The organism is Streptomyces sp. NPDC031274, from assembly GCF_055570235.1.
This window is the reverse complement of the sequence record NZ_JBVIHP010000003.1, coordinates 443,988-459,643: the sequence shown is the minus strand read 5'-3', so window position 1 is coordinate 459,643 and position 15,656 is coordinate 443,988. Positions and strand designations below refer to the sequence as shown.

Below are 15,656 nucleotides of genomic sequence, written 5' to 3'. Positions count from 1 at the left end.
GGTGTGACCGCCGCCCTGCTGGCGAACGTCCTCTACAGCACCGGGTTCGTCCTGGAGAAACGTGCCCTCACCGCCATGCCGTCCGTCAGCGTGCGCAGCCCGGCACGGCTGCTCCGGCAGGTGATATCGAGCCCCCTGTGGATCGGCGGATCACTGGCGCTCGCCGCCGGGTTCGGCGCGCAGCTCGCCGTCTACCGGACGCTGCCCATCGCCGCGGCGCAGGGCATCTTCGTCTCCGGGCTCGTGCTCCTGCTGCTGCTCTCCTCCGTGCTGCTCGGGGAGCAGACGTCGGGGCGCGAGCGGTACGCCGTCGGGGCCATCCTCCTCGCGCTGCTCATGGTCGTCCTCTCGCTCAGCGAGGAGTCGGACACCGTGAGCCGCAGCGCGCCCGTGCCGCTCGTCCTCACGGTCTGCCTGCCCTCGCTCGCCGCGGGCGTCCTGCTCTACGGATCCGCCGAGCGCCGCTCGAAGCACCGGCACCGTCTTCCGACGACGGGTGTCGAGTACGGGGTCGCCGTCGGGCTCCTCTACGGAGTCAGCTCACTCGCCATCAAGGGCGTGTCCAGCTATCTGACCACGCAGGGCCTGGGCTCGGCGCTGCTCCACCTGCTCGCGTCGCCGTACCCGTATCTCCTGCTGTTCACCGGCGCGTTCGGCCTGGTCATGTCCCAGGCGGCCCTGCAGCGCTGCCGGGCCTCGCTCATCGTTCCCGTGTGCACGACGGTTACCGCGCTCTTCACCGCGGTACTCGGGACGCTGGCGTTCGGCGAGCCGCTGCCCGACGAACCGCTGCGGCTCGCCCTGCGGATCGCGGGCACGGCACTGGCGGTGTCCGTGCTCCTCGCCATGCCCAAGCACGACGCGCCGCCACCTCAACCAACGCCCCCCACCAAGGAGTTGACGAGCTGATGAACCCCGATGATCCCTTGCTGAAGATCCTCGCCTGCCCGCTGGACAAGGGGCCGCTGCATCTCCTGGAATCCACGGACCCGCTCGTACCGCAGGAGGTCCTCTACAACCCGCGCCTGCGCCGCCGCTACCCCGTCATCGACGGCATACCGCAGCTCCTGCCCTCCTCCGGCGAGCAGTTGTCGGAGGACGAGCACGAGCAGCTCCTGAAGCGGATATCCACGTGACGGGCCCCCATGAGACCGAGGCGGGCCCCCACAAGACCGTGGCCGCCCGCCTCGCCCCGCACCTCCCCGTCCGCCTGGTCGGCGCCCTGGCCCGGCTCGTCTATCCCCGCTTCGAGCCGGAGCTCGCCCGCCTCGCCGACCTCTGCCCGCCCGGCTGCGGCACGGCGGTGGACGTCGGCGGCTGGTACGGCCCCTGGTCGCGCCGCCTTGCCTCGCGTGCGCGCCGTGTGGTGGCCGTGGAGCCCGTCCCGCATCTGGCACGGCTCCTGGAGACCTCCACGCCCGGCAACGTCCGGGTGATCCAGGCCGCGGCCACGGACCGTCCGGGCACGGCACGGCTCTGGCTGCCGCAGGGCGACCGCGGTGACCGCGGGGTCTCCTCGCTCATCCGCAGGGACATCCACGCCGAGGCGGTCGACGTGCCCTGCCTCACCCTGGACGGGCTCGGCCTGCGCGACGTCGACTTCATCAAGATCGACGTGGACGGCAACGAACTGCCGGTCCTGCACGGCGCCCACGAGCTGCTCACCCGTGACCGGCCCGCGCTCTTCATCGAGCTGGAGTCCCGCATCCAGCCGATCGAGCCGATCATCGAGCTGCTCACCCGTCACCACGGCTACCAGGGCTGGGTCCTGCCCCACCGCACCTGGCTGCCGCTCGCGGACTTCGACCTGGAGGCGCACCAGAACGACACGTCGTACGTCGTGTCGCAGGGGCTGCTGCGCAGAGTGCTGACACCGCGCAGGCCCCGGTACGTCAATTCGGTCCTCTTCCTTCCCGGCGGGCGCCGCCCGGGAGCGGCGGCGATGCGCGACCATGGAGCACATGTCCGCTAGCTCCGCCCCCGGCCCCAAGCCTTCCGGGCCTTTCACCCCGCTGGACTTCCAGCTGGTCCTGCTGCGCCGCATGGCCGACCACAACCCGGACCTGGTGGAGGCGGCCCGCCACGAGCTCGGCGTCTCCATCGCGGACATGCGCGAGGCCAACCGCCGCTGGCAGGCGATGACCCGTTCCGCCCGCTCGCGCGGCGCGGTCTCCCGTTACCGCTCGGTGCTCGGCGCGCCCGAAGCCACCGTGGCCCGGCAGATCGGCGACCTGGAGTGCGAGGCCCTGCTGTGGCCGGTGCCGCTCTGGCCGACCCTGCGCTTCGAGGTCCTGCGCGCGCCGAACGGCGCGGTGTGGAACGAGTGGCTGATCCGCACGCCCGGCGCCCCGGGCCCCGCGCTCCATACGCTGGACGACCTCACACCCTGGTCGTGCACGGTCGACGAGGCCGCCCGCGCGTTCGCCCCGGCCCGCCCCATGGAGGGCACGGCGCCCACGCGCTGGCGGCTCGCCTTCACGGCACCGGACGGGGCGGGTCAGCCGCGGCGCTGCGTCGCGGAGTTCACCTGGGGGCTGCTCCAGAGACTGTCGTTGCCGGACTCCCCCAGCTCGCCCGGCTCTCCCGGCTCCCCCGGCTCCCCCGGCTCCCCCGGCTGACGCCGGCACAGTGCCACGGCCCCGACCACCAGGGCCAGCGCCACGAGCAGCGCGCTGACCCACAGGGGCGAGCGGTGGCCGAGACCCGCTGAGAGGGCGAGGCCACCGCCCACGGGTCCGATCGCGGCGCCCACGTTCAGCGCGGCCGTGGCGAAGCCGCCCGCGAGCGTGGGGGCGCCGGTCGCCGCGTACAGCGCCTGGGTGATCAGCGCGGAGCCGACGCCGAAGGACAGCGCGCCCTGGACGAGGACGAGCACGACCGCCGCCACCGGATTCCCCACGGTCAGCGCGGAGAGCACCCACCCGGCGAGCAGCGCCACCGCCCCCGCGAGGAGGAACGGCACGGGCCGCGCGTCCGCGTACCGCCCGGCGACCGTGACCCCGATGAACGATCCCGCGCCGAAGAGCGCGAGCAGCGCGGGCACCCAGCTCTCCGAGAAGCCGGTGACCTCGGTGATCACCGGGGAGAGGTAGGTGAACGTACAGAAGGTCGCGCCGTTCACCAGCGATCCGAGGAGCAGCGTCACGAGGAGCCGCGGGGCGCGCAGCGACCGCAGCTCACGGCGCGCGCCCATCCCCTTCCCGGCGGGCGCACCGGCGGGCACGGACCGCAGAATCGCGAGGACGGCGGGCACCGAGACCAGCGCCACCGCCCAGAACGCGGACCGCCACCCCCAGAACTGCCCGAGCAGCGCGCCGCCGGGAACGCCCGCGACACAGGCGAGGGTGACACCGCCGAGCAGCACCGACGTGGCCCGCCCCTTAGCGTTCGGCTCGACCATGCCGACGGCGGCGACCAGGGCCACCGCGAGGAACCCGGCGTTGGCGAGCGCACCGACGACGCGGGTCGCGAGCAGCACGGCGAAGCTGCTGGTCAGCGCGCCGACGACATGGACGAGCAGGAAGGTGACAAGGAAGGCGAGCAGCGCGGTCCTGCGCGGCCAGCGACGGCTGAGGAGGGCCATCACCGGGGCACCGATGATCATCCCCACGGCGAAGGCCGAGGTCAGCGTGCCCGCTGTCGAGAGGGATACGTCGAGGTCGGCGGCGATGTCGGGGCCGAGACCGGAGAGCATGAACTCGGAGGTGCCTTGCGCGAAAACGGCAAGTCCGAGCATGTAGAGGGAAAAGGGCATGAGGGAACTCCGCAAAGGAAAAGTCAGTCCGCACGACAGCGCCCGAAGGGGCGCGGGGAACTGCGCGACCAGCCACGACGCACCCGCGGTCGTGGCACGCTGCAATTCCGCATACCTGCTTGGCCACCGGACATGCCGGGCCGGTGACTAAGGTCTGTCGGACTCGGGACTGGACATGGCGGCAGAGTATTCAGGCCCCTGGCGCCACGTCCACCCCTTACCCGGCGGCGGCGAGGATCTCCTCGGTCACCGCGGGCAGCGAGTCGGGGTGCAGGGCGAGGAAGAGATTCGGTTCGACGAGTTCGAGCTCCATGACGCAGGGCGCGCCGCCCTCCGCTCCGTCGACGAGGTCGACCCGCGCGTACAGCAGCTCGGGCGATCCCGGCACGGCTGCCAATGCCCGCTCGGCGAGGCCGAGTTCGGTGGAGGTCGGCTGCCAGGACCGGAGGTCGGGGTGCGGCATCTTCTCGTCGTCGTACGCCGCCCCCGGCGCAAGCACCGCGCCCTTCTGTATGGCGTGCAGGAACCGACCGCCGACGTAGACGAGCGCGCGCTCCCCGGTCTCCTCGATGCACGGCACATACGGCTGCACCATCGCGGTCAGCCCCTCGCCGTGCATCCGCTCGATGTGCCGTACGGCGTCGTCGTACGCACCCTTCTCGTACCGCGCCGCGAAGCGCGCGCCCGCACCGGACGCGGGCTTGACGACGAACTCGCCGTCGTCCGGGATCTCAAGCGCGTCACCGGGCGCCAGATAGCGGGTCGGTACGACGGGCACTCCCGCCGCGGCCAGTTCCTCCAGATACCGCTTGTCGGTGTTCCACCGCACCACGGACGCGGGATTGGCCAGGACGGTGAGCCGCGCGACGCGCCCCGCCCAGGCCACGAACTCGGCGACGCGCTCGCTGTAGTCCCAGGCAGAACGGATGACGACGAGGTCGAACCGCTCCCAGTCGACCCTCGGGTCGTCCCAGGACACGGTGGCGACTTCGGCACCCGCCGCGCCGAGCGAGCGTGCCAGCTCGGGGAGGTCGCGGTCGAGGCCGGTCGCCAGCTGAGGCCTGCTGGTGACCAGGGCGATCGTGGGGCTGTCTGGTGACACTGAGGCCTCCTGGGTTCGGTGATCCGCCCCGCAGGCTAACAACTTGTTCGACGTGTCCCCGACAAGGCCCTCGCCCCGGATCCCCGCACCCGCGGAGGGGCGCGCGGCTCTGCGCACACGGCGCCTCGGGGGAGCGAGGCGCCGGTGCCGCGTCCGCCCGGAACAACTCCCGGGACGGCGGCGGACTCAGAGGATGAAGACGCTCTGAGCCGTCTCCGTGTAGTACGTCTCGCCCGGGTACACGAGCCACTCGACCGGGCCGCCGCAGCCGGGCCCCGAGTGGACCTCGGCGATGGCGTCGGTGTCGTTGGTCACCGAGGACGGGTACCGGTCGACGGCGTAGCAACCGCTCGGGTCGACATGCTCGTTGCCGTTGACGGTCAGGACACCTTCCGCCGCGTACGCCGATCCCGGCACCGCGACCGTCAGGGTCGCGGCGGCCGCGAGCACCCCCAGGGTCACGGCAATGCGTCGTCGCATCATGATGAGATCCCCTCCACCCTGCGGACCGCTCCCGGCGCGACCCGCCCTGAAGTCACCCACCGTAGGCGATCAGGCACGCCACGTATCCGGCGCACGGAGGCGCTTGCCGCCAGCATGTGCGCCGTTCACTTCCCCTCACTTCCCCTCGCTTCCCCCGACTCGCCTTCACGTCCGTTCACCGCTCGGTCACGCCACTCACGCACCACGGTCACCAATCACCTCAACTGCGCCTTTTGCAACGTGAGTTCGTATGATGCGGCCATGGCGAGCAACGGGGATCACATAGCGGGGCGCTACCGCATCACGACGCCGCTCGGGCGCGGCGGCATGGGCACGGTCTGGCGGGCACAGGACGATCTCCTGGGCCGGGCCGTCGCGGTGAAGGAGCTGCATGTCGACGCGGGACAGTCGGCCGCCGACGCCGCGGGCCGACGCGAACGCACGCTGCGCGAGGCACGCACGGTCGCGCAGGTGAAGCACCCCGGCATCCTGGTCCTGCACGACGTCGTCCAGCACGACGGGCAGCCCTGGCTCGTGATGGAGCTGATCGACGGCCGCTCGCTCGCCGACCGGATGGCCCTGGAGGGACCGGTCCCGCCCGCCGAAGCGGCCCGGATCGGCCTCTCCCTGCTCGCCGCGCTGCGCGCCGCGCACACGGCCGGGGTCCTGCACCGTGACCTCAAGCCCGCGAACGTGCTCCTGGAGGCGGGTACGGAGCGCGTGGTGCTCTCCGACTTCGGGATCGCGCAGGTAGACGGCCAGACGACGCTCACGGAGACGGGCGCGTTCGTCGGCTCTCCCGAGTACACCGCCCCGGAGCGCATGTCGGGCAAGCGCACGGGCCCGGAGTCCGATCTGTGGTCGCTCGGGGTGCTGCTCTGCGCCGCCGTCGAGGGCGAGTCGCCGTTCCGCCGCGACTCGGTGGCGGGGGTCCTGCACGCCGTGGTCATGGACGAGATCAGGATCCCGGATTCGGCAGGGCAGCTGACTCCCGTGCTGCGCGGCCTTCTTGAGCGGGATCCCGAGCGGCGGCTCGGCGCGGACGAGGCCGAGCAGGCGCTGCGCGGCTTCCTGGTGGAGGAGCGAATGCCGACCGTGCCCCGCACGCCGGTGCCCTCCAACCCCGCGCAGCCGCCACCCCCGTCCGACGACGCGATCGTGCTCGGCTCCGCCCCGGCGCCGGCCGCGCGGCCCCGGATCCGTACGGCACTCCTGGCGGGCGCCCTGGTGGCCGCCCTCGCGGCGGGTGGCACCGGCGCCTGGCTGATGACGCGGGAGGACTCCGGTACGAAGTCGGAGGCGACGGGCAGCGGCGGCCCCGCTAACGAGGTGCGCGAGAAGCGGGAGCCGACCGAGGAACCGTCCAAGTCCCCGTCCAAGAGCGCCGACAAGCCGAAGAATCCCGGCAAGAAGATCCCCGACGCCCCCAAGCCGTCACCCGAAGGCACCGGCGAAAAGACCCCGGCCGGGACGAAGGCCCCCGACAAACCCGGCGACGGGTCCGCCGACGACCCGGCCCCCGCGGGTTACCGCACGGTCTCCGACCCGACCGGCTTCACGATGGCGACGCCCACCGGCTTCGTCCGCTCGTCCGAACCGCCCCGCGTCTTCTACAACTCGGCGGACAACCGCTTCCGCATCGGCGTCCACCCTCAGCCACTGGACCCCGACGGCCCCCTCGCGGTGATGCGGCAGGCGCACAAGGACGGCCCCTCGGACTACCCGGGCTACCGAGACGGGTCGGTGCGTCGGACCACGCACAACGGCCACCCCGCCGCGGTCTGGGAGTTCACCTGGGACGGCGGCTCCGGCGACGGCGGGCCGCGCCGCACCTTCGACCTGAGCTGGGACGAGGGCGGCAAGATGTACGACCTGTGGGTCTCCGCCCCCGCCGGTCAGGCCGCCGCGGGCGAACGCCACTTCATCGAGGCCCACCGCTCCTTCACGCGGGCGGGCTGACGGCAGGGCTGACGGCAGAGGGATGCGCGGAACCAGGCGCGCGGCTCCCTGGAGGGCGTGCCCCGCCAGACCCAACCCCTTGACCAAAGCCATAGGGCCCCCGCATCTCGAAAATACGAACACGGGAGCAGGTGTTCCCTGGAACAGGTGATCGTTACGCCAGGGATTGCATGTGACGCATGTGATTGACGATGATTACGGAACGCAAGCAACGGGCTGCAGACCGTAGTTGCCGCGTTCCCGGTCCATGTCCCATACGAGGGCCGGGAGTTGGAAGAGATCCTGAGTAGTCCCACAAGGAGAAGCACCACGATGAACATCATCACTGACGTCGTCGCCGGTATCGCCCACTTCCTCGGCTGGCTGATCTGACGTCACCCGGCAGTTCTCGCAGCGACGCCGCCTCCCCGTCCCACGGGAGGCGGCGTCGCCGCGTCTGTGCAGGCCACAGGGGGCGGGGCGTCAGCGTGTCGGGTCCGGATAGAAGTCCCGCGCCGCGCCCTTGGCGTCCTTCGCCCTGCCGAGCAGGCTCGCCGGATACTCCACGAGCCAGTAGCTCGCCGTCCCGACCGCGAGGGCGACCGCGAAGACGACCAGCGCGGCGAACGGGAACCCCGCCTGACCGGTCGGCACGAGACCGGACTTGATGAGTTGCAGCATCACCGGCTCGTGCCAGATGTAGACGCTGTAACTGATCAGCCCCACCGCCGTCACCCATCGCGCCCTCAACAGGCCGTGCCAGCCCACCTGTTCACGCGGGCGGACGTGCAGCGTCGCGTAGAGCAGCGCGCACCAGAGCAGGGCCGCGAGCGGGTGGTAGAAGGTGTGGGCGAAGTTCTCCGCCTCGGAGAGGTACGACAGGGCGTAGAGCCCCGCGAGCGCCGCCACCGAGAGCGGAACCGTCGCCCGCGCACTCATCCTGCCCCGCTCGCCGAGCGCCACGAGCAGCACCGCGAGCGCCATCCCCGCGGCGAAGCCCCCGAAGCGGGCCTGCGGGCCGAAGTACACCGGCCAGTTGGTGTGCGGCACCCCGACGGCGTAGTGCGCGACGGAGATCCAGACCAGCGGCAGCGCGAAGAGCACCGCGCACCCCGACAGGCACACGGCGACCCGCGCCCGCCGCGTCTCCAGCCCCCGGCAGACCCGTACCGCGAGCGGTCCCAGTGCCACGAGGGCCAGGTAGAAGGCGATCTCCAGGGACAGCGACCAGGTGGGCCCCAAGGTGTAGAAGATCCGCTCCTGGTCGAAGACGTGCGTGAACGTGAGGTGCCCGACCAGGTCGCGCCAGTCCCCCGGCAGCGTCGGATTGCGGCCGGCCCAGACGACGAGCACCGCCAGGAAGTACAGCGGCAGAATGCGGATCGCCCGCCGGAAGAGGAAGGTCCGCCCCGTACGGATCGCGCCTCCGTCGATGGCGGCGCGCGCGTACGACAGCGTGAGCAGGTACGCGGACATCACGAAGAAGAGGTCGATCACCTCCAGCGAGATCAGCGCGCCGAGCCAGGGGCTCTCGACCGGCGGGTGCGAACCGGCCGCGTCGTACGTGTAGTACTCCTGCCACACGTGGAAGAGGATCGTGCTCAGGGCGGCGAGGCCGCGGTAGCCCTGGAGTTCGATGGCGCGCCCTCGGGAGGCGGGAGGAGCGGGGGCCGACGCCTCGGTGGGCCGCGGGGCGGTCAGCGTGCTCATGTACGCACCGCCGGTTCCGCGACCGCCGTCGCAGTCGCAGCCGCCTCAGGAACAGCCACCTCGGGAACGGCCGCACGCGGCGTGACCCGCCACTGCCGGTCGCCGAGCGCCTCCTTCAGATGTGCCTGGCGCGCCACCATGTTCTTGAAGTGGGTGTAGAAGAACGTCGACACGAACAGGTAGTGCCAGAACCACGCCTTGCGGCGCCGCAGTTCGGGCACCGCGAGCCGCCACGCGAAGGCCGCCTGCACCACCCCGGCCGACATGGTGAACGCCGCCGCCATCAGGCAGACGGGCACCGCCCAGTCGAGGCGGTCGGCGCCGCCCGCGCGCCAGGCCGCGTGCAGCAGGATCGGCAGGATCTGGAGCGTCAGCCACGGCTGGACCTCACGCCAGCCGAGCAGCACGAACAGGCCCGCCTTCTGCCGCCGCGCGTACGCCGGTGAACGCAGCGCGCCCCACAGGTGCCGCAGCGAGACCTGGAGCCAGCCCTGCGCCCAGCGCGAGCGCTGGTTCCACAGCGGGCGCAGCATCGTGGGCGCGAGCTCGCGCGAGATGAGCGTCCGGTCCATGGCGATGCGCGCGCCCTCGTTCAGGGCGCGCAGCGTGGAGTCGATGTCCTCGGTCAGCATCGAGCCGTGCATCCGGGTCCTGGCGAGCAGATCCGTACGCCAGAAGCCGTTCGAACCGCCGAAGACCCCGAAGCCGTACATCCTGGTCCGTCCGGGATGGCTGACCGCGTAGATCGTCTCGAACTCGACGCCGACCGTCCTCGCGACCCAGGAGCTGTCGCCGTTACGGACCACGCAGTGGCCCTGGACGACGTCGTATCCGTTGGACAGCCAGTCCCACGCGTGCCGGAAGGCGTTCGGGGCGGGGTGGTGGTCGGCGTCGAAGATGCCGACGAACTCGCCGTGCACCCGCGTCACCGCCGCGTTGATGTTCTGCGCCTTGGACGTGCTCCCGGCCACCGCGAGCAGCACGAGGCGCGGATCGCGGGCCGCCATCTCGCGCAGGGTGTCCTCGACGGGCAGCGGGTGCGGGGTGTTGTACGCGAGGACGATCTCCAGGTCGCCGGGGTAGTCGAGGCGCAGGAACGACTCGACGGTGTCGACGATGGTCGCGGCCTCGTTCGGCAGGTATGCGGCGATGACGGCGCTCGCGTACGGGTAGGGCTGGCCGGGGCGTTCGGGCCGGGACGTCGCGTCGAGCGAGAACAGGCACTCCAGCATGATGAGCAGGGCGGAGAGCACGAGCCCGGCCACCACCACCCAGTACGCGACCCCGGCCGCGTCCCAGCCCAGTCCGTACGCCTGCTGGTAGAGCAGGAACGGCACGCCCACGCCGAGTATCAGCGGAAGCACCGGGGACAGCAGCCTGGTGGCCCAGGTGAGCAGCAGCCGGAGTCCGGCGCGGGCCCGGCGGTGCGGGTGCGGGGCGCTCGTCCGCATCCAGGGTTCGTAGCGGACCGGGCGCAGGTCCCGGTGGCGTACGGCCTCGGACACGGCGTCCCGCGCGTGCTCGGCCGCCCCGGTGTGGGAGGCGTGATCGGCGAGCGGGGTCCAGCCGACGGCCGGGGTGAGCCGGACGTTCTCGTCGGCGACGACGAAGCGCGTCCCGGCCACGGAGACGGCGAACTCGCGCAGGCTCCGTGTCGCCGTCTCCTCGTCGACCCCGGGCATGAGCACGAGAAGCTGCCCGTCCTCGTCCCAGCCGAGCCGGTCGCAGACACCGCCGAGGCGTTCCGCCACACCGGCGAGCCGCTCGGCGACCTCCCGCCGTACGCGCGGTCCGAGGCGTGTCTCCAGGGCCGCCATCTCGGCGACCCCGACCACGGCGAGAACGCCGCCGCGTCGGGCGGCGGACGGGCGGCTGAGCTCCCGGTCGAGCTCGTCCATGAAGTGCGGCCCCGAGTAGAGGCCGGTGCGCGGATCGCGCAGCAGGTTCTCGACCGGGACCGGGACGCGGTGCAGCTTGGCCGCTATCCGCGCCGAGAGCTCGCGCGGGTCACAGGCCTCCGGCAGGCAGTCGTCGGCGCCGTGCCGCAGCAGGTCGACGACGGTGGCGGGGGCGTGGGTCCGGGCCGTGGTGACCATGAGCAGCGGGAGCGCCTGCCCGGCGGGGTCGGCCCGGACCTCGCGTATGACGTCGAGGCCCTGGCGCCGTCCGTCGGGGCCGTCGTCGAGGGCCACGATCGCGTCCGGTGGCGCCTGCCTGACCTGGCGGTGTACGTCGCCGGGGACGGCGTGGGTGACTTCGTACCCGGTGAGTCGCAGGGTCCGGGTGAGCAGTTCACGGCTCGGGCCCGGTGCGCCGACGGCCAGGATGTGGCCTCCGGCGGCGTGAGCGGGCGCGGGCAGGGGGGAATGACTTTTCGGGCGCGCGCGAACACGCCCGGCGGGCGGTGAAAGAGACATCTGTGCGGTCCCATCCTGTTCGGATTGTGGGGGGAGGACCCTTGGTTGTCGTCAAGCCGCCAACTGGCCTTGAAATCGGGCCAATCGGCCCCACCAGCCTCAACGATCACTGTGACACCGCACCTGCGGTGACGTAACGCTCGCATTACGTCCCTGTGCAGGGAGTAGGCAGACTTCGTTCCTGTGCGGGGAGCGGGCAGGCCCCGTCCCTGCGCGGGAAGCAGGCAGGCCGGGCTGGATGTCCAGCCCGGCCTGCGTCTCAGGTGAGTGCCCTCTATCGCACCCCTACTTCACCCCCACCGCCCGCACGATCTCCTGCGTCACGGAACCGCCCCGGTCGTCCTTGGCCGAAGCCCGCAGCGATATGAACTCCGCGGAGCCGGGCACCTTCAGCTTCCCCTCCCACGCGGCCTTGCTGCCGTCCCGGTCCAGGTCGACGCCCTTCCAGTTCTTCCCGTCGTCATAGGAAACCTCCAGCTTTCCGCCCCCGATGGCGCCGGTGTCCACAGCCCCCTTCACGTACTCGGAGGAGATCCCGACCTCCACGGAGCGCCCGCCCCGGACGTTCCCCGAGAGATCCGTGTCCACGTCGAAGCCGAGGTTCAGCAGGGGCAGGAAGCTCCTCCGGTCACCCGCCGCCTCCTTCGACTTGAAGGTCCACTCCGAGTGGCCCTTCGTGGCAAGCCGCCACTTCTCGGGGTCCAGCGTCGTGTCCGTCACGACTCTGTACGTCGTCAGCGCCGGATTCGCGTCCCACACGTACACACCCGAGCTCCGGCGCCGGTCGACCAGCTCCCCGTCCGCGTAGACCTCGCTGGTCTGCGTCATCGAGTCGTCGTTCCACACGTCACCGAATCCCGTGTGATCGGGACCGGAATCACCCCACCCGGGCACATTGAACTCCAGCGTGTTCCCGTACCGCTGCTGCCCCCAGCCCAGGCCGGTGCCCAGCCACGGGTGCCACACGGGCTTGAACCAGTTCAGCTCGCCGTGCTTGCCGCCCCGGTAGCCGACCAGGCCGCTCCGCTCCTCCAGCGCGCCGGGCCCGACCGACACCGACTCGTGCCACAGCTGCCCTGCCCCCGTGGACGCGTAGTCCGTCCGCTCGACCGGATAGTCGATCTTCTCCTGGAAGCCGATCCCGACGGCGAAGGTGTCCGTGAGCGAGTACCGGAACTCTCCGCCCGCCACCGGCTTCACCGCGTGGAACTTCGTGTCCAGGACCGCCAGTTCACGCTTGGACGGCTCGTACGTCAGATCCCGGGGCACCGCCCCCTTGTGGCCCTCCGACACGTCGTAGACATAGGGCGTGCGGGACGTCGCCGTCGTCTCCACGGTCCGGCCCGCCTTCGCCGCCGCGACCAGCCGCGCCCCGTCCGCCGCGTCGACCGTGCCGATCTGCAACGGCCGGTCCGCGTTGTCGTCCGTACCGAACCACGCGTTGAGCCGCCCGGGTACGTCGTCCGTCACGAACAGCGCGTTCACGCCCGCTTCCTGGGCGACCTGCGCGATCTGAGCAGGCGTCACATCCGAACCGGCGTCGCGCCGCACGATGACGGCCTTGCCCTTCACGTTCTTGCCCGCGTAATCGGCGGCCGCACCGCCGCCCACATCCACGATCCGCAGCTTGCTCCGGCCGTCGGTCACCGTGCCGCCGGGCTGCGCGACCACCTGGCCGAGGCCCTTCACGTCCAGGGTCGGCTTGCCCAGGCGCCAGACGGTGCGGTACTCGAAGCTGCCGTCGGCGACCTTGGCGGTGGGCGCCGCGAAGATGCTGTCGTACATGACCGGCACCTGGACCGCACCCTGCAGCGCGGCGCCGTTCGCCCGGCGGTCGTACTCCATCAGGAGCTGACGCGTCTCGGTCCGCTTGCCGACGCCCACGCCGATCTCGCGCAACTTCCGTCCGTCGAGGGTGACTTCACGGTCCTTGTCGAGGACGATCTCGGGCGCCGCGAGGAAGCCGAGGCCGAGGGAGTCCTTGCCCTTGCTGCCGCGTACGTCGAGGAACGAGGAGAGGGCGTACGTTCCCGGCTTCAGACGCAGTTCGAGGGTGCCGGAGTCGCCGACCTCCGTCTGGACGGGGTCGACCTGCTCGACGAGCTGCTGGAGCACCAGACCCGCGCCGGTCGCGGCGCCGTCACGGTCCTTGACGTGGACGGTGAGCGTGTACCGCTCCTCCTCCTTGACCAGGCCGAACGCGGTGTTCGCGACCGGCTTCCCGGCGGCGCTCGCGACGATGCGGCCACTGGTTTTTCCGACGGGTGCCTTCGTGCCGTCGCCGGTCACCGTGGTCGACGCCGTGCCGTGCGCGGGGACGGTGAGCTTCTTGTCGGCGAGGGTCGCGACGCCCTCCGCCGCACCCTCGGCGGTGAGGGTCAACTCGACCGCCGCATCGGACGAGTTGGTGTACGTCACTGTCTTCGTGACGGGCTTGTTGCCCCCGTACGGCCAGGAGTAGAAGCCGAGATCGGCGCTCCCGCTCGCGGTGATCTGCGCGTCGACGGCGTGGGGCACGCTGACGCGACCTGCCCCCAACTCATAGACGGACGCGTCGAGTTGCGTGGACGTCGACATCAGCGCGTCCTTGAGGCGCGCGCCGCTCCAGTCCGGGTGCTTCTCGGCGAGCAGGGCGGCCACGCCCGCGATGTGCGGGGTCGCCATCGACGTACCGCTCATCTCGGTGTAGTAACCCTCACCGCTGGTGAGTTGCGAGCGGGCGGCGAGGATGTCGACGCCCGGTGCCGACAGATCGGGCTTGAGGGCGTTGTCGCCGTAGCGGGGGCCCTGGCTCGTGAAGTACGCGGCCTTGTCCGCGGAGTCGACCGCGCCGATGGTCAGCGCGGAGTCGGCGGCGCCGGGCGAACCGATCGAGGAGGGAGCGCCGGTGTTGCCCGCGGCGATGACGAAGAGGGCTCCGGTGTCCTTGGAGAGGGTGTTGACGGCGGCGGCCATCGGGTCGGTGCCGTCGCTCGCCTCCTGCGAACCCAGGCTCATCGAGACGACCTTGGCGCCGACGTCCTTGGCCGCCCACTCCATTCCGGCGATGATCTGCGACTCGCTGCCCGAGCCCTCGTCACTGAGCACCTTGCCGACGGAGAGGTCGGCGCCCGGCGCCACGCCCTTCTCCTTGTTGCCGTCGGACTCGGCTCCGCTGCCGCCGACGGTCGAGGTCACATGGGTGCCGTGGCCGTTGCGGTCGGCGACCTCCTCGCCCGGGATGAAGCTCTTGGTGGCGTCCACGCGGTCCTTGAGACCGGGGTGGCCGACGTCGACACCCGTGTCGAGTACGGCAACCTTCACACCCTTGCCGGTGAGCCCGGCCTCCCAGGCCTTGGGGGTGCCGATCTGCTCGTTGCTCTGCGCCATGTCGGCCTCGACCCGGCCGTCGAGCCAGATCTTGTCGATGCCGTCGGCGAATGCGCCATCTTCTGAACCGGCCTTCTCGTGGGCCGACTTGGTGCCCTTGGCCGTCTTGACGTCCTTGGTCGCCTTGGTGTCCTTGGTCGCCTTGGTGTCCTTGGGCACGACGTCCCGCCAGAACGTGCCGGGCTTGTCCGCCTTCACCGCCATGCCGCCCACGCTCGGCAGCGCGCGCACCTTGTCGGCGCCCCGCGGTGTCGCCGGGCCCGCGTCGCGGTGCGCGCTCTTCTCCTGCGCGTCGTACGTGACGATGAGCGGCAGCGCGCCGCCCTTCTCGTCCCCGAGCCCCTGCCGTATCAGCTCCGTCACGTCGAAGAGCCGCTCGTCGAGGGTGCCCGCGCGCAGATAGGGCCGCGCCTCGTCCGGTACGACGGTGATGCGGTCGCCCGCTATCTCGCTCCGGACGGCGCCGGTGGCCCCGGCGGGCCGGTCGACGGTGACGGTCTTCTTGCCGCCGCCGAGCTCCGTGACGGTGACCTTGTCGCCGGTCACCAGGGTGACCGTGTGGGCGGCGCGGGCGGCGGAGGTGGCCCGTGTCTGCGGCGCGTCCGCGGGGGCGGCGGTGGCGCTCTGCCCTGCCGGGAGCAGCGCGAACGCCAGGCCGACGGCCGGCAGCAGCCTCGCTCTTCGCCGGGCGGGTGATCGGGTCATGGGTGCCCTCTCTTCGTCGGACCCGGGCGGGGGTGGTTCCCGGGTGCTGCGACGAGTGTCAGGGGGCTTGTGTTGCGGGGGTGTTGACCGAGGCTGGCGGGAAGCCGCCAGGGCACCTTCCCGCCAGCCTCGCCCGTGTGCGGCAGACGGCCATGCCTGTCCGGATACGTCGCTCGTG

General features: G+C 71.5%; 10 protein-coding genes and 1 pseudogene. 5 read left to right on the top strand and 6 right to left on the bottom strand.

Annotation, left to right across the window (positions count from 1 at the left end):
- The first annotated feature begins 3 nt into the window (after positions 1-3).
- The 4 genes and pseudogenes from ACZ5CR_RS07575 to ACZ5CR_RS07560 all read left to right on the top strand — a co-directional run.
- Positions 4-909, top strand: coding sequence for a hypothetical protein (locus ACZ5CR_RS07575; RefSeq protein ID WP_468854829.1), 906 nt, complete (start codon positions 4-6; stop codon positions 907-909).
- Positions 909-1,136: a Trm112 family protein gene (locus ACZ5CR_RS07570; RefSeq protein ID WP_468854555.1), complete on the top strand. Its 228-nt coding sequence runs from the start codon at positions 909-911 to the stop codon at positions 1,134-1,136. Before ACZ5CR_RS07575 ends, ACZ5CR_RS07570 begins: the two co-directional genes overlap by 1 nt.
- Positions 1,133-1,972: an FkbM family methyltransferase gene (locus ACZ5CR_RS07565; RefSeq protein ID WP_468854551.1), complete on the top strand. Its 840-nt coding sequence runs from the start codon at positions 1,133-1,135 to the stop codon at positions 1,970-1,972. The genes ACZ5CR_RS07570 and ACZ5CR_RS07565 overlap by 4 nt, the downstream gene beginning before the upstream one ends.
- Positions 1,953-2,555: pseudogene (locus ACZ5CR_RS07560) on the top strand (hypothetical protein); the annotation flags it as partial. The gene ACZ5CR_RS07565 and the pseudogene ACZ5CR_RS07560, both read left to right, overlap by 20 nt.
- Here the strand turns inward: ACZ5CR_RS07560 and ACZ5CR_RS07555 are convergent.
- From ACZ5CR_RS07555 to ACZ5CR_RS07545, 3 genes are all read right to left on the bottom strand, one after another.
- On the bottom strand, positions 2,498-3,754 hold the full coding sequence (locus ACZ5CR_RS07555) for a Cmx/CmrA family chloramphenicol efflux MFS transporter (protein ID WP_468854550.1): 1,257 nt from the start codon (positions 3,752-3,754) through the stop codon (positions 2,498-2,500). The pseudogene ACZ5CR_RS07560 and the gene ACZ5CR_RS07555 overlap by 58 nt on opposite strands.
- A 217-nt stretch (positions 3,755-3,971) precedes the next feature.
- Positions 3,972-4,856: an ATP-grasp domain-containing protein gene (locus tag ACZ5CR_RS07550; protein WP_468854549.1), complete on the bottom strand. Its 885-nt coding sequence runs from the start codon at positions 4,854-4,856 to the stop codon at positions 3,972-3,974.
- Between the two features lie 186 nt (positions 4,857-5,042).
- Positions 5,043-5,339 carry a hypothetical protein gene (locus ACZ5CR_RS07545; protein WP_468854547.1) on the bottom strand — a complete coding sequence of 99 codons (297 nt, stop codon included), beginning with the start codon at positions 5,337-5,339 and terminating at the stop codon, positions 5,043-5,045.
- Positions 5,340-5,600: 261 nt separating this feature from the next.
- Between ACZ5CR_RS07545 and ACZ5CR_RS07540 the strand changes: the two genes are divergently transcribed.
- A complete protein-coding gene (locus ACZ5CR_RS07540) occupies positions 5,601-7,298 on the top strand; it encodes a serine/threonine-protein kinase (protein WP_468854544.1) in 1,698 nt (565 codons plus the stop codon).
- Between the two features lie 462 nt (positions 7,299-7,760).
- On the opposite strand, the gene ACZ5CR_RS07535 is transcribed toward ACZ5CR_RS07540, so the two are convergent.
- The 3 genes from ACZ5CR_RS07535 to ACZ5CR_RS07525 form a co-directional block, all read right to left on the bottom strand.
- On the bottom strand, positions 7,761-8,987 hold the full coding sequence (locus ACZ5CR_RS07535; protein ID WP_468854542.1) for an acyltransferase family protein: 1,227 nt from the start codon (positions 8,985-8,987) through the stop codon (positions 7,761-7,763).
- Complete coding sequence (locus tag ACZ5CR_RS07530) at positions 8,984-11,404, bottom strand: glycosyltransferase (RefSeq protein WP_468854539.1); 2,421 nt, start codon at positions 11,402-11,404, stop codon at positions 8,984-8,986. The genes ACZ5CR_RS07535 and ACZ5CR_RS07530 overlap by 4 nt, the downstream gene beginning before the upstream one ends.
- A 285-nt stretch (positions 11,405-11,689) precedes the next feature.
- Positions 11,690-15,478, bottom strand: coding sequence for a S8 family serine peptidase (locus ACZ5CR_RS07525; RefSeq protein ID WP_468854536.1), 3,789 nt, complete (start codon positions 15,476-15,478; stop codon positions 11,690-11,692).
- Positions 15,479-15,656: the final 178 nt, after the last annotated feature.